Below are 14,628 nucleotides of genomic sequence, written 5' to 3' on the forward strand. Positions count from 1 at the left end.
ACTCCGATGAGCCGCCCGCCCGTCGCGGCGACGTCCGAGATGTCCGGTTCCGGGACGACCATCGGGACCCCAGCTGGCTAGGTGAGCGCTGGCCATGAGCACCTTCGAGCACATCCGCACGGCCGTGATCACACTGCTGCGCGCGGAGAGCGTGGCGTTCGACCCGCCGCCGCGCAGCCTGGCACGGTCGGCGTTCACCCGGCGCGTCGAGCGAGTGGAAATGCGGGCGACGGGCGTGCCAATCGAGGACACCGACATCGTCCTCGCTCGGCTCGACCTGGTCGCCGAGGATGTCCGGGTACGGTTCTCGCTGCGCGGACCCGCGCTCGACGTCGGCGAGACGACGTTCGCCGCGACGCTCACCCAGGACCAGCTCAGCACCCTGGTGCCGCTGCCGCCAGGAGTGGACCGGCTGTCGGTGACCCGGCGCGGGTTCACCTTCCACACCGTCGCCGGCATCCCGATCTACACATCGGTCAGCCTCAACGACAGCAAGCTCGTTGTCGCGCCGTCAGCTCCGGCGAAGGTGCCCTTGCTGGACCTGATCGGCATCGACATCGACATGCCGCAGTTGCCGGTGCGTAGCGGGCTGGAGCAGCTCACCCGGTTCGGGTTGACGTTCGACCTGCCGGAGCTACCCGCCAATGCCGCCATCGAGCGGTTGCAGCTCCACGACGGGCACGTGGTGGTGTCGGGTACTGCTGACTTGAACAGCGCGAACGCGACCTGACGCTCACACCGCCGCCCGTGCCTTGCGGTGTGCCCAGTCCGCCACGACGGTGTTCAGGATCGGCATCGGCAACGGGCCGCCGCCGAGCACGACATCGTGGAACTCCCGGATGTCGAAAGCGGCGCCGAGCGCCTGTTCCGCTTGGCTCCGCATCCGCTGCAGCTCCAGCCTTCCCACCATGTACGAGAGCGCCTGGGCTGGTACCCCCGCGTAACGATCCACCTCGGACTCGATCTCCACGGCGGGCATCGGAGTGTGCTCGGTGAGGAACGCGACCGCGCGCCGCCTGCTCCAGCCGTAGGCGTGTAGCCCGGTGTCGACGACGAGCCGTGCCGCGCGCATCGACTCCTGGCTCAACATGCCGAGCCGCGCCAAATCCCCGGAGTACAGTCCCATCTCGTCGGCCAGCCGCTCCGCGTAAAGGCCCCACCCCTCGGCGTAGGCGTTGATGTCCGCGATACGCCGCAGCAACGGCAGCTTCTCCAACCCGAGCGCCGTCGTGATCTGGAAGTGGTGCCCAGGAACGGCCTCGTGGAACGCGATCGCTTCGGACAGGTGGCGACAGCGCCGCGTCGCGTCGAGAGTATTCGCGAAGTAGGTTCCTGGCCGAGCGCCGTCCAACGACGGCGGCGTGTAGTACGCCAGCGAGCCACCCTCAGCCTCAGCGGCGGGCACCGGCTGAACGACGACCCGCTCCGACGGCACCCGACCGAACCAGCGCGCCGCGACACCCTCCGCACGCGCGATGGCCCGCCGTGCGGAGCTGAGCAGTTCCTCGCCGCTGGACCACCGCAACGCGGGATCGTGCCGGAGCCGATGGAAGATCTCCGCCTGAGACCGCGTACCGAATACCCGCGCGCCCACCGTGGCGTATTCGGCGGACAGCTTCTCCAGCAGCTCCAGCCCGGTCTGGTGCAATTCCTCCGGAGTGTGCTCGGTCGTCGTGTGCACGGCGGCGAGCGCCTGGTAGCGCTGCTCGCCGTCGGGCTGCCACCACAGCCCGGACTGGCCGTCATCCCGCGCTTTGGGCAGCAACTCGTACGCGAGGAAGTCACGATAGTGCCCGTACGCCGGCCGTACGGCGGTGTCGATCAGCAGGTCCCTCCGGGCGGCGAACCTCGCGTCCCGCCGTGGCGGCCGGATCGCGCGCAGCGGGTCGTCGTCCTGCCCGCGCAGGTAGCGGTCGATGAACCCGATACCTGCCCTGACCAGGAACGCTGGCGGCGCGAGGCCCCGCGCGACGCCGTCTCGTTGCCGCTCGGACAACGTCGCCAAGTACGTCGGTAGCGAGTCCAACCGGGCAAGGAAACCCTCGGCCATCTCGTCGTCGGACAACGAGATCAGCGGCAACGCCAGTAACGGCCACAGCGCGGGCGCCGAGAGCCCGTCGCTGACCGAGAACTCCTCCAGCCGGACGTCGATCTCGGCGGCGAGCGCGAACGCCTGCTGGACGATCAGTTCCCTGGTCACCCGGTCCGACTCGTCCAGCGTGGCCGGATCGACGTCCGTCGCGGCACGCGCCAGCGCGAACATGTGGTCCCGGGTGCGCTCCCTGGGATGTTCGCGGTAGTCGGTCAACCGGTGGTGCGGGCCTGGCAGCCCGAGTAGCGACGCCTCGAAGGGATACGCCTCGAAGCGGGCGGCGACCAATTCGTCGGCGAGCTCGGTGATCTCACTCATGCGCCGCGCCGCGCCTCACCATCCGTCCAATCGGTGACCAACTTCTCGAGCACCCCGAGCGGCACCGCACCACTGCCTAGCACGGTGTCGTGGAACCCCTTGATGTCGAAGGCATCGCCAAGCTCGCGCTCGGCGGCGGCCCGCAACCGCTGGATCTCCAGCCTGCCGACCATGTAGGCCAACGCCTGACCGGGATACGCGATGTAGCGGTCCACTTCGGATTCGATCTCGGCGAGCGGCATCGGCGTGTTGTCCCGCAGGTAGTCAACCGCCTGCTGGCGGCTCCAACCCTTGGCGTGCAAACCGGTGTCCACGACGAGCCTGCCCGCGCGCATCGAGTCCATGCTGAGCATGCCGAGCAGCGGCACGTCGCCGGAGTAGAGCCCCATCTCGTGCGCCAGCCGCTCTGTGTAGAGCCCCCAACCCTCGGAGTACGCGGTGAAGCCCCCTATCCGGCGCAGCAAGGGCAAGTCCGTCAGCCCCTGCGCGAGGCTGATCTGGAAGTGATGTCCTGGAATCGCCTCATGGAACGCGGTCACCTCCGCGGTTTGCCGGAACCGTTCGGTGACCTCGTAGGTGTTCGCGAAGTAGGTGCCAGGCCGGGAACCGTCACTCGACGGCATCAGGTAGTAGGCGGCGGGCGCGCCCGGCGCGGCGGCCTCCGGTACCGGCTCGACGGTCCACGGCTGCTCCGGGATGGTGCCGAACCAGCGGGGCGCCTCGGCCGCGGCGCGCTCGATCGTCGTCCGCGCGGTGTCGAGCAGTTCCTCCGCACTGGACCACCGCAGCTCGGGGTCGGTGCGCAACCGCTCGAAAATCTCGGCCGGCGAGCGCGTACCGAACACGCGCTCGCCGATCTCGGCGTACTCCTCGGCCAGCCCTGCGATCAGCTCGAGCCCGGTCTGGTGCAGCTCGTCCGGGGTGCGGTCGGTGGTGGTGTGCACGCGCGCGAGCGCGGCGTAGCTGGCGTCGCCGTCGGGCAGCCAGCACAACCCCGGCTTGTCGGCGGGACGGCCGTGCGGCGCGATATCGGCGGCGAGCCCGTCGCGGTAGGCGGCGAAGGCGGGTCGCACCACATCGCGGAGGATGCGCTCCCGGTCGGCGCCGAACTTCTCGGCGAGGTCTTCCGGCGCCCGCGGACGCAGCAGTGGGTCGGCCTCCGGTGCGGCGAGGTGCCGGTCGATGTGGTCGATCGCCGCGGTGACCAGGTGCGCGACGCCGACCCTGCCGGACGCTACCCCCGCCCGGTGCCGTTCCAACGCGGCATCCAGGTACGCGGGAATCGCGCGGAGCCGGTTCAGATACGCGTCCGCGGAAGCCGTGTCCGACACCGTGAGCATCGGCAACACCGTCAACAGTCCCGACGCGGGTGCGACGAACAGGTCGGTGATGGTGAACTCCGCCAGCTTCAACGCTGCCTCGTCAAGGTGGCTGCTTGCCAGCGCGATGACGACGTCGCGGGTGACGGCATCCTGCTGACTCAGACCGTCCGGATCGATCGCCTTCGCCCGTGCGAGGACGCCCTCGGTGGCGGCGGCCGTGCGCCGCTCGTCGTCCTCGCTGATGTCGCCAAGCCCGGCCCGCGTGTTGTCGACGCCGAGCAGCGCGGGCAGCAGCGGATTCGCCGCGAACCGCACGTCCAGAAGCTGATCAGCCACCTGCGCGACGTCTCGTCGCTCTCCGTCCGTGTTCGTGCCCGTATCGTGCATGGCGGTCAGCCTATCCAACATGCCGTCGGTTCCACGCGGTAGCGTTTGGCGTGTGGCCATAACGGATCCGAACGACGCGCGACTGCTCGCCGCACTCGCCGAACGAGGCAAGGCGCCGGTACACGAGCTTGCCGCATGGTTGGGGATGGATCCCCGCGATGTCGCCTACCGGCTGGTCACGCTCTCCGGCAGCGGACTGCCGCTGCTGGTCGGGGTGGAATGCGACGTCCAGGCGTTGCGGTCGGCGCTCAGCGGTGGCGCCGCGGGGCCGTCCGCCGCGCCCTCGGGACCGTACGGCCCACCACCAGGCCCGCAGCCGGGCGTGTCGTCTGGTCCGCCATCAGGCGCGCAGCCGGTGCGGGGCGCGCCGAGCGGGCCGTATCCAACCCCCGGGCAGATGCCGCGGCAGCCGACCACCTCTGGGCCGCACGCGGTGCCACCGTCGGGGGTTCACCCCGCGCCGCAAGCCGGGACACATCCGCCCCACGGCACGCCGTCCGGGCCGTACGCCATGCAGGGCGCGCCCACGGCCGCGTCGCCGTCCACGTCGGGACCACACGTCTCCGCGCCTGCCGACCCGGTGATCAGCACCTGGGGACCGCCCCAGACAGCGTCATGGGCGCGGGGCGACCAGCCGCCCGCCGCGCCAGCCGCCGCTAACACACCACGCACCGGCCGGATCGGGGACACGCTTGAAAGCCAGGGCCTCGAAGGCGAACGGCTCCAGCTGCAATTGCTGGAAGTGCAGGACCCAGCCGACTACCTGTTCGGCGCGGCGGGATACCGGCTCGACGAGGGGGAACGCGCCGTCGTCGTCCACACCGAGATCACCAACATCGGGCAGACCCCGTTCGCCTCACTACCGGACAACTATCTCGAACTGCTCACTGACGACGGCGTTCCGATCGGCAAGGCCGCGGTGTCGCTGACGTCACGGCCGCCGCACCGGATCGGTGTCCAGCCCGGCGAGACGCTCGGCGGGCACACGGTCTACGTGCTCCCGGAAACCACCATGGTGCGGGCGGTGCGCTGGAGTCCCCGCCCCGAACCGGACGACCGAACGCTGACGTGGTCGCTCGCGGAGTAGCCCGTCGGCACCTCAGCGCTCCGCGCGTAACCGCTCCAGCGCGGCGGCCAGGTCGTCCGGGTACTCCGCGACGAACTCCACCCAGCGACCATCCTCCGGATGGGCGAAACCGAGCGAGCGGGCGTGCAGCCACTGTCGCGCGAGCCCCAGCCGACGCGCCAACGCCGGATCAGCACCGTAGGTGAGATCCCCGGCACAGGGATGGCGCAGCGCCGCGAAATGCACTCGGATCTGGTGGGTCCGACCGGTCTCCAGCTTCACTCGCACCAGTGACGCCGCGCGGAATGCCTCGATCAGTTCGTAGTGGGTGACGCTCTCTCGCCCACCGGCGACAACGGCGAACTTGTAGTCGTGCTTGGGATGGCGGTCGATCGGGGCGTCGATGGTGCCCTTGCTCGGGTCGGGGTGCCCCTGCACCAACGCGTGGTACCCCTTGTCGACGGTGCGTTCCTTGAACGCGCGCTTCAACACGCTGTAGGCGTGCTCACTCTTGGCGACGACCATGACCCCAGTGGTGCCCACGTCCAACCGGTGCACGACGCCCTTCCGCTCGGCGGCGCCTGACGTCGAGATCCGGACGCCGGCGGCGGCGAGCCCACCTATGACCGTCGGCCCGGTCCACCCGGGGCTGGGATGGACCGCGACACCGATCGGCTTGTCCACGACGACGATGTGATCGTCCTCATGCAGCACGCGCAGGCCGTCGACCGGCACCGCGGCCACCGGCTCCGCACGTTCGGGTTCCGGCAGCGTCACCTCGAGCAGCCCACCCGCGCTGAGCCGATCCGACTTGCCCGCCGGGGCACCGTCGAGCAGGACGTCGCCCGCCGTTGCCAGCTCGGCCACGGCAGTACGGGACAACCCAAGAAGCTTCGCGAGGCCCGCGTCGACGCGCATGCCGTCGAGGCCGTCAGGCACCGGCAGCATCCGCACGCTCATTCCTCCGCCACCGACTGCTTGCGTCGCTTGCTCACCGTGCCGTCGAATTCCCTGCCGAGCAGGGTAAGCACCACGATCAGAATGCCGCCGCAGACGATGGCGGAGTCAGCGACGTTGAACACCGGCCACACTTCGCCGTTTGGTGCGAACACCGAGACGAAGTCGACGACATGGCCCTGCAGGACGCCGGGTGCGCGGAAGATCCGGTCGACGAGGTTGCCGAGCGCGCCAGCGAGCACTAGTGCGAGGCCGATCGCCCAGCCCGTCGAACGCAGCTTGGGCGCGATCCAAATGATCGCCCCAACGACGATGATGGCGATGATGGCGAGCAGCCACGTCATCCCGGTCGCCATCGAGAACGCCGCGCCAGGGTTGCGCAGCAACTGCAAGTACACGGCGCCGCCGAGAATGCGGACGGGTTCTTGCCCCTCGAGCACAGCGACCGCGAGAATCTTCGTCGCGAGGTCGAGCGCGAGGACGATCAGCGCGATCAGGGCGACGAGACCGCCCCTGCGCTGAGGTAGCTGCTCGGTGTTCACTCCGCCATTGTCCACTACGTGACGTCGCTCGGCAGCGCCCGGCCACCCCACCCGCCCGCATCTACGGCTCGGGCCCGGTTCAGCCGCCGGTCTCGCCCTTCCAGCGCGCGAGCCTGCCCGCCCGGTCGACGGCTCTGATGCGACGCTCCGCAGCGTCGCGTACCCGCGCCGTCGTGACCACCAGCAGCTGGTCACGCTCCTGCAGCCGGGTGGTGTCCTGCGGTGTGAACCCCTTACCGGACCGCACGATCAGACTCACCGACGCGCCCTTCGGCAGCCGCAGCTCCGCCAGATAGACGCCGTGCAACCGTGAGCCAGGCTGGATCCTGACCTGCAGCAGCTCGGCACCCAGCTCGTCCAGCGGCGCCGCGTCCACCTCAAGCTCCCGAGGCTCGGCCCGCTCGGCAAGCCCGAGTACCCGCACCAACGGCGTCATGGTCGCGCCCTGCACCAGGGTGAATACGATGACCAGCACGAACACCGTGTCCACCAGCCGGACGGCGCCGTCGATGCCTTGCGCGAGCGGGATCGAGGCCAGCACGATCGGCACCGCACCCCGCAGTCCCGCCCAGGACACGAACACCTGTTCCCGCAACGGCACTCGAAACGGCACCAGCGCGAGCACCACCGACAGCGGCCGTGCCAGCAGGAGCAGCACCGCGCCGGTGACCAGGCCGGGCACGATCGCGTCCAGCAGCCGCTCCGGCGAGGCGAACACGCCGAGCATCACGAACAATCCGATTTGCGCGAGCCACCCCAGCCCCTCGGCGAACGACACGGTGTCCGAGCGGTGCGGCAGCCGGGCGTTGCCGAGCACAAGGGCGGACAGATACGTCGCGAGCAAACCAGACGCCTCCGCGAGCTGACCGCACGCGAACGCCAGCACACACACCGCGACGGTGGCCAGCGGATACAGGCCAGTCGCCGGCAACGCGGCGCGCCGGAGCGTCCACGCGCCAACCCAGCCGAGCCCGACACCGATCAGACCACCCACCGCGAGCTGATAGAGCAACTTCACGGGGAACAGCCAGGTCATCGGTTCACCGAGGGCCAGCAGCACCACCAGGATGTAGACCGGGGCGTCGTTGAGACCGGACTCCAACTCCAGCGTGCCGCCGAGCCGCCTGCTGATGCCCGCGCCCCGTAGCACGCTGAAGACGGCGGCGGCGTCGGTGGACGACAGCACCGCGCCCCACAGCAGCGCGATCCGCCAGTCCAACCCGAGCAGCAGGTGCATCGCCGCACCGATCACCGCGACGCTGACGCCAACCGACAATGTCGACAGCGCGATCCCCGGGCCCAGTGACGGCCGCACGTCGCGCCAGCGCGTCGTGAGCCCACCTTCAGTAAGGATCATGACCAGCGCGGCGATGCCGAGCGCCTGCGTCAGCTCTGGGTCGTCGAACCGCAGGCCGACCCCTGCCTCGCCTAGCAGGACACCGATGCCGAGGTAGAGCACCAGCGATGGGAAGCCGAGCGTGATGGACACCCGGACGGCGACGACGGCCGCGAGCAACACGGCTGCGCCGAGCCCGAGGATGATCGGGAGCTGCTCCACCCACACCTCCCCGTCACGCCTGCTGTTCGGCCCACATTCTCGCCGATGAGGTCGTCAGCGGCTCGTTCTTGTGATCAGCGGCGCGTCAGCGGGACAGTAGCCACCTCTGTGGGAGGCGACGGTGCGATCACGGCCGCGTCGCCCTTGCTCACGGCTTCTTCGCCCTCACCGGCAACGGCCGCAAGGCGTTCGGTCGACGCGGGACCTTCTGTGACGTCCTCCGGCGACGCGAGTGGCGGGCCGCTGACGTCGTCGATATGACGGGGAACGGTGACCGGGACAGGCCGCTGGTGCGGTAGCTCCCGTACCGCTCCCGCGGTAGAACCGGCCTGGCCGGACCGCTGCCCGGGTTCACTCGGCGCGTCACGCTGCCGAGTGAGTCCGTCGTGGCTTTCCTGGACGGCGTCGGCCCGCGTCCCGGAATGCGTCCCTTTGACTCGCTCCGGTTCTGGCGCGCGCGATTCGGACAGCGAGTCACCCGGAATGATGACCACGCCCAAACCCACGGCCACGGCGACGCAGGCCAGCGAGATCGGTCCCGTCACGATGCTCCGCGACCATCGGAACGGGCAGAAGGCCAGCGCGACCAGGTCGCGAGTCCGTTTCCTGCGCCGAGTGATGTCGATGAATCGCCGGTACGCGACGGTCGCCGCCCAGGCGGCAGGGTCTAAGCCTGGTGGGCGCCGCTTCGGCCCAGATAGTCCGGAACGGCGCCCACCCCATCCACGAGGAACATGCTGCTATGCCGATGAGAACGCGAACCCGCTTCGCTACTGCCCTACTCCTGTCGCCCGCCCTCACGGCGTGCGTGAACCCCGCCGAGGATGACGCTGTCGAGATCGGCGTCGATCGGGTCACCTTGGAGCAGGAAGCTCAGGGGGCTGGGGTCCCAATGCTGGTGCCGGAACGGCTACCCAGCGGCTATCAGATGCTCGATGTGTCCAGTTCTCGGTCCGCTGACGGTCACGTCGGCGTCCGGGAGTTCACGATCTCCCTCATCGAAGGTGAGCAGACATCGGTGATCTTCACCTGTGTTCAGGGTAAGGGCGCACAGCTCTGCGACGGCGATGAGGAAGGCAAGCGCTCACTCCGGCGGGTGGTGGACAGCGCCGAGGTGGTCATCCGATGGGAGGCCTCGGACAGTGCTGTCGACACGACGTTCTGGCGCGAGGTGCCGTTCACCACGGAACTCGACACCGTTGACTGGCTGACCTGACCCGGCTGCGCGAGCAGCACGTCGGAGCTGGCCCCGGCACCCGGGGCCAGCCCAAGTAGCGCTGTCAGACCTTCGCCACCCGCACGCGGGCCTTGACGCCGTCCCCCACGCTGCCCTGGAACGCCTCGGCGTCCTCGATGGCCCCGTAGGAGACCTCGTGTGCCAGTGCCTCGCTCGCCAAGAACCGTTCGTGCGCCTTGGCCGCGGCCACGACCTCCCCAGGGGCATCCACGGTGAGCGTGATCCGGTCAGACACGTCCAGCCCCGCGTCACGGCGCGCCTGCTGCACCACGCGAAGCAAGTCGCGGGCGATGCCCTCGGCGGCGAGCTCCGGCGTGACGTCGGTGTCCAGGATGACCAGACCCGACCCACCAGGCAGTGCCTCAGCGGCGCCGGGGTCCTTCGACACCAGCTTGCGGTCGTACTCGCCCTCGCGCAGCTCGATGCCCGCCGCGACGACACCACCTTCCGGGGTGGTGGACCACTCCCCCGCCTTGACCGCCTTGATCACCCGCTGCACGTCCTTGCCCAGCCGCGGCCCCGCGGCGCGGGCGTTGACGACGATCTCGAAGCCGCCGTGCTCGGCGACGTCCGTGGTGAGCTCGACCGCCTTGACGTTGACCTCGTCGCGGATGATGTCGGCGAAGTCACGCAGCCGGTCGGCGTCCTCGGCGGCGACCAGCAGCCGCGACAGCGGCAGCCGCACCCGCAGTGTGTTCGCCTTGCGCAGCGCGAGCGCGCACGAGGCCACCTGCCGCACCCGGTCCATCGCGGAGACCAGCGCGGAGTCGCTGGGCAGCTCGTCGATGTGCGGCCAGTCAGCCAGGTGCACCGAGCGCCCGCCGGTCAGCCCACGCCAGACCGCCTCCGCCGTCAGCGGCAGCAGCGGCGCGACCACCCTGCAGGTCACTTCCAGCACCGTGTGCAGCGTGTCGATCGCGTCGGGCTCGCCTGCCCAGAACCGATCACGCGAACGCCGCACGTACCAGTTAGTGAGCACTTCGAGGAAGTCCCGCACGGTTCCGCACGCCCCAGCGATGTCGTAGGCGTCCATCGCGGACTCGACATCGGTGACCAGTTCGTTTGTCTTGGCGAGGATGTAGCGGTCCAGGACGTGAGTGCTGTCCGTGCGGACCTTGCCCTCGACGCCCTCGGCGTTGGCGTACAGCGCGAGGAAGTAGTACGAGTTCCACAGCGGCAGCACGGCTTGCCGTACCGCGTCGCGGATGCCGCGCTCGGTCACGATCAGGTCGCCGCCACGCAGGATGGGGCTCGCCATCAGGAACCAGCGCATCGCGTCCGCCCCGTCGCGGGCGAACACCTCGTTGACGTCCGGGTAGTTCTTCAGCGACTTGGACATCTTCTGCCCGTCGTCGCCCAGCACGATGCCGTGCACGACGCAGTTGCGGAACGCAGGGCGGTCGAACAACGCCGTGGCCAGCACGTGCAGCGTGTAGAACCAGCCGCGGGTCTGCCCGTTGTACTCGACGATGAAGTCGCCCGGGTAATGGTGCTCGAACCAGTCGGCGTTCTCGAACGGATAGTGCACCTGCGCGAACGGCATCGACCCCGACTCGAACCAGCAGTCCAGCACCTCCGGAACCCGGCGCATCGTGGACTTGCCGGTCGGGTCATCCGGGTTGGGACGGGTCAGCTCGTCGATGTGCGGCCGGTGCAAGTCGGTCGGACGCACGCCGAAGTCACGCTCCAGTTCGTCCAGCGAGCCGTAGACGTCGACGCGCGGGTACTCCGGGTCATCCGAAACCCACACGGGAATCGGCGAGCCCCAGAACCGGTTGCGCGAGATACCCCAGTCGCGGGCGTTCTCCAGCCACCGGCCGAACTGCCCGTCGCGGATGTAGCTGGGCACCCAGTTGATTTGCTGATTCAGCTCGACCATCCGGTCGCGGAACTTGGTGACAGCGACGAACCAGGACGACACCGCGCGCTGCATCAACGGGTTGTCGCAGCGCCAGCAGTGCGGATACGGGTGATCGTAGGTGGCGTGCCGCAGCAGCGCGCCGTCCTGCTTGAGGTCGGCGATGATCTGTGGGTTGGCGTCGAAGATGTTCAAACCCTCGTACGGCGGTACCTGCGCGTCGAACTCGCCGCGCGCGTTCACCGGGGTCACGACGTCGATCCCGGCGGCGTCAGTGACGACCTTGTCCTCCTCGCCGTAGGCGGGTGCGATGTGGACGAGGCCGGTGCCGTCCTCGGTGGTGACGTAGTCGGCGAGCAGGATCTGGTGCGCGTTCGGCTGCTGACCGGCGAAGAAGTCGAACGGCGGCGTGTAGCGGGTGCCGAAGAGGTCGGTGCCGACGAAGCGGGCCAGCACCTCCGGATTCTCGCCCAGTTCCCGCGCGTAGCCAGCGACCCGCGCCTCGGCGAGCAGGTAGCGCTCACCGTCCGAACCACGCACCACGACGTAGGACACCTCGGGGTGCACGGCGGCGGCGAGGTTCGACGGGAGCGTCCACGGTGTCGTCGTCCAGACCAACGCCCGAGCGCCGTCCAGGTCAGGGTTGTCCGAGTTCACCCGCAGCCCGACGGTGACGGCCGGGTCCTGCCGCTGCCGGTAAACGTCGTCCATTTTGGTCTCGGTGTTGGACAACGGCGTCTCGCAGCGCCAGCAGTACCAGAGCACCCGGAAGCCCTCGTAGACCAAACCCTTGTTCCACAACGACTTGAACGCCCACATGACGCTTTCCATGTAGTCGAGATCGAGCGTCTTGTAGTCGTTGCTGAAGTCGACCCAACGGGCCTGACGGGTGACGTACTCCTCCCACTCGCCGGTGTAGCGCAGCACGCTAGTGCGGCAGGCGTCGTTGAACGCGGCGACGCCCATCTCCTCGATCTCGTTCTTGTGCTTGATACCAAGCTGCTTCTCGGCCTCGACCTCGGCGGGCAGGCCGTGGCAATCCCAGCCGAACCGGCGCTCCACCCTGCGCCCGCGCATGGTCTTGTAGCGCGGCACGACGTCCTTGACGTAGCCGGTCAGCAGGTGACCGTAGTGCGGCAGGCCGTTGGCGAACGGCGGGCCGTCGTAGAACACGAACTCATTGGCGCCGTTCTCGCCCGGCTCGCGCGACTCGACGCTGGCCTCGAACGTGTTGTCCTTCGACCAGTACGCCAGCACATCCTGTTCGAGCGTAGGGAAGGACGGCTGCGCGGGAACGGCGTCAGCGCCGCCGTGGCTGACCTTCGGGTACGGCATGGGTCGTGCTCCTCGCGGGTGTCGTGCTCGCATGTGATCGTCACTGATCGCCACTCGGGGACGACGCGCACGCCTGCTGGCGTGCGCTCCGCGGTACCACCCCGCTTGTCCGCGCACCTGGCCGCGGACCTCTCATCGTGCGGCTGTGACGGGCCGCTCCCGTCCGGGTCTAGTAAGGCCGCCAGACGGCGGCCCGTTCTTCCGGATGGCTCCCCGGTGATGGCCGGATCGATGCCGTGGTGACTCTAGGTTAACGCCGCCGGGCAACCGCGTTGTTCCGAGGGTCCAACCAACGGACGCTAGCGGCATTTACTCTCGGCCGAGCTTGCCCGACGAGCGCTTCCGTTTCTTCCTCGCGCGGGCGACCAGCGACGTGTCGGGACCGCAACGGGCGCACGGGGTGAAGCCGAGTTCGCGAGCCTCGGACACCGGGATCGGGATCGTGTCCTTGTCGACCAGCCAACCGCACTCTGGCAAGTGGTAGCGGGGCTGCTCGTCGATGACCAGCACCTGATCGTCGAGTTCGGACACAAGTAGCAGATCGGCCGCGTCGGTGTCCTCTTCGCCGGGCGGAGTGTGCGGGTCGTGCCGAGGTGTCGCGGGTTCCGGCGTGGGCTCCGCGGTCTCGGGCTGCTCGGCGGCGGCGCCATCCGACGCTGCCTCGGCCTCGGCGTCACCCTCGGCAACGGCGGTCTCAGTGTCCTCGCCAGCCTCCTCGGCGGTATCGGACGCCACCGCCTCGCGGGCGGCCTTGCGCTGCGCACTCCGTCTGCGCAGCCAGTCGAGGAACAAGGCGACCGCGGCGAGCGCCGACGCACCGATGGACAGCCACGCCCATAGCGACGACGCGGTGATCAGGGCGGTAACCAGCAGCCCCAGCGCCGCCAGCACCAAGATCAACACGAGAGAAAGCACGACGAATTACATCACACGAGACGACGCGGGCGGACCCGTGACACCCGGGTGTGCGACGGCCCGCCGCGAATGGCCGGAGAAGGTGGTGACAAGCCTGGTTCCGGTCCCCCGATACGGGAGACCGGAACCGGCGTGAGGGTCAGTGCGTCGCGTCAGCCCGCCTCCGCGCGCGGGCCGAACGAAAAGCCTTGGTTACCGCCAGCGGGACCGTTCTCGCCGCCACCGGACGCCGCCGCCGACGCGGGCGCGGCGGAACCTCGGTCGTCAAGCTCGCGGAGTTGCGACTCGAGGAAACCACGCAACCGGGTGCGGTACTCCCGCTCGATCGTGCGTAGCTCGTCGATCTTCTTGCTGAGAGCGTCCTTCTCAGCGTTGAGGTTGTTCATGGACTCGGTGTACTTGCGCTGTGCCTCGCGCTCCATCGACGTCGCCTTGTCACGCGACTGCCGCTCGATCGTCTCCGCGCGGGTCCGCGCGTCGTTGAGCATGGTCTCCGCTCTGGTGCGCGCCTCGTTGACCATCGCGTCCGCCTTCGAGCGCGCCTCGGAGAGCAACTGCTCGGACTTGGCTCGCGCCTCGGACAGCATGCCGTCGGACTCGGCCTTGGCCTCGCCGGTCAGCCGGTCGGCCATCTCCTGCGCGAGACCGAGCACCTTGGCTGCCTGCACGTTCGGCTCACCGGATTCACCAGCGGCGTGCCCGGCCAGTGCGGCGGCGTGCGCCTGCGTCTGCTCAAGCGCTGTCTGTGGGTTCGGCACCGACGCCAGCCGCCGAGGCGGCTCCTCGTGCCGCGCGGGCGGTGCGGGCGGAGCGCTCGGCGCGGGAGCGGAGGAGGACTGCGCGTCGCTGCGCGCCGCCTCCAGCTCGGCGTCAAGCTGCTCGACCTGCTGCCGCAGCTCGTTGTTCTCCTCGATCAGGCGGGCAAGCTCGGTCTCCACCAAGTCGAGGAAGGCGTCCACCTCGTCCTCGTTGTAGCCCCGTTTGCCTATCGGTGGCTTGCTGAACGCGACGTTGTGCACGTCAGCGGGGGTCAAGGACATC

12 protein-coding genes are annotated in these 14,628 nt (G+C 69.2%); 3 read left to right on the top strand and 9 right to left on the bottom strand.

From position 1 onward, the window contains the following. The first annotated feature begins 94 nt into the window (after positions 1–94). Positions 95–730, top strand: coding sequence for an LmeA family phospholipid-binding protein (locus tag ACFQGD_RS20650; protein WP_345397219.1), 636 nt, complete (start codon positions 95–97; stop codon positions 728–730). A 3-nt stretch (positions 731–733) separates the two neighbouring features. Here the strand turns inward: ACFQGD_RS20650 and ACFQGD_RS20655 are convergent, their stop codons facing one another. Both ACFQGD_RS20655 and ACFQGD_RS20660 read right to left on the bottom strand, forming a co-directional pair. Further along, positions 734–2,410 carry a DUF885 domain-containing protein gene (locus tag ACFQGD_RS20655; protein WP_345397222.1) on the bottom strand — a complete coding sequence of 559 codons (1,677 nt, stop codon included), beginning with the start codon at positions 2,408–2,410 and terminating at the stop codon, positions 734–736. After that, positions 2,407–4,119 carry a DUF885 domain-containing protein gene (locus ACFQGD_RS20660; protein WP_345397225.1) on the bottom strand — a complete coding sequence of 571 codons (1,713 nt, stop codon included), beginning with the start codon at positions 4,117–4,119 and terminating at the stop codon, positions 2,407–2,409. Before ACFQGD_RS20660 ends, ACFQGD_RS20655 begins: the two co-directional genes overlap by 4 nt. A gap of 52 nt (positions 4,120–4,171) precedes the next feature. Here ACFQGD_RS20660 and ACFQGD_RS20665 point away from each other — a divergent pair, with 52 nt between their 5' ends. Beyond that, positions 4,172–5,206, top strand: a complete 1,035-nt coding sequence (locus tag ACFQGD_RS20665; RefSeq protein WP_345397228.1) for an AsnC family protein — start codon at positions 4,172–4,174, stop codon at positions 5,204–5,206. Positions 5,207–5,218: 12 nt separating this feature from the next. Here ACFQGD_RS20665 and ACFQGD_RS20670 read toward each other — a convergent pair whose 3' ends face one another. The 4 genes from ACFQGD_RS20670 to ACFQGD_RS20685 all read right to left on the bottom strand — a co-directional run bounded on the left by ACFQGD_RS20670 (position 5,219) and on the right by ACFQGD_RS20685 (position 8,787). After that, positions 5,219–6,145 (bottom strand): RluA family pseudouridine synthase, encoded by a 927-nt coding sequence (locus ACFQGD_RS20670; protein WP_345397231.1) that lies wholly within the window; start codon positions 6,143–6,145, stop codon positions 5,219–5,221. Further along, positions 6,142–6,684 carry a signal peptidase II gene (gene lspA, locus ACFQGD_RS20675; protein WP_345397234.1) on the bottom strand — a complete coding sequence of 181 codons (543 nt, stop codon included), beginning with the start codon at positions 6,682–6,684 and terminating at the stop codon, positions 6,142–6,144. The genes ACFQGD_RS20670 and lspA overlap by 4 nt, the downstream gene beginning before the upstream one ends. Before the next feature lie 79 nt (positions 6,685–6,763). Beyond that, on the bottom strand, positions 6,764–8,242 hold the full coding sequence (locus ACFQGD_RS20680) for a potassium/proton antiporter (protein WP_345397238.1): 1,479 nt from the start codon (positions 8,240–8,242) through the stop codon (positions 6,764–6,766). Positions 8,243–8,316: 74 nt separating this feature from the next. Continuing rightward, positions 8,317–8,787, bottom strand: coding sequence for a hypothetical protein (locus ACFQGD_RS20685; RefSeq protein ID WP_345397241.1), 471 nt, complete (start codon positions 8,785–8,787; stop codon positions 8,317–8,319). A gap of 203 nt (positions 8,788–8,990) precedes the next feature. Here ACFQGD_RS20685 and ACFQGD_RS20690 point away from each other — a divergent pair, with 203 nt between their 5' ends. Continuing rightward, positions 8,991–9,458: a hypothetical protein gene (locus tag ACFQGD_RS20690; RefSeq protein ID WP_345397244.1), complete on the top strand. Its 468-nt coding sequence runs from the start codon at positions 8,991–8,993 to the stop codon at positions 9,456–9,458. 64 nt (positions 9,459–9,522) lie between these two features. Here the strand turns inward: ACFQGD_RS20690 and ileS are convergent, their stop codons facing one another. From ileS to wag31, 3 genes are all read right to left on the bottom strand, one after another. Further along, on the bottom strand, positions 9,523–12,672 hold the full coding sequence (ileS, locus tag ACFQGD_RS20695) for an isoleucine--tRNA ligase (RefSeq protein WP_345397247.1): 3,150 nt from the start codon (positions 12,670–12,672) through the stop codon (positions 9,523–9,525). Positions 12,673–12,981: 309 nt separating this feature from the next. Then, the gene (locus ACFQGD_RS20700) at positions 12,982–13,587 is read right to left on the bottom strand and encodes a hypothetical protein (RefSeq protein ID WP_390221088.1); all 606 of its coding nucleotides are present in this window, start codon (positions 13,585–13,587) and stop codon (positions 12,982–12,984) included. 152 nt (positions 13,588–13,739) lie between these two features. After that, positions 13,740–14,627, bottom strand: coding sequence for a DivIVA-like cell division protein Wag31 (gene wag31 / locus ACFQGD_RS20705; RefSeq protein ID WP_345397253.1), 888 nt, complete (start codon positions 14,625–14,627; stop codon positions 13,740–13,742). Between the last annotated feature and the right edge of the window lies 1 nt (position 14,628).

This window comes from Haloechinothrix salitolerans, assembly GCF_042662605.1.
Lineage (GTDB): Bacteria > Actinomycetota > Actinomycetes > Mycobacteriales > Pseudonocardiaceae > Haloechinothrix_A > Haloechinothrix_A salitolerans.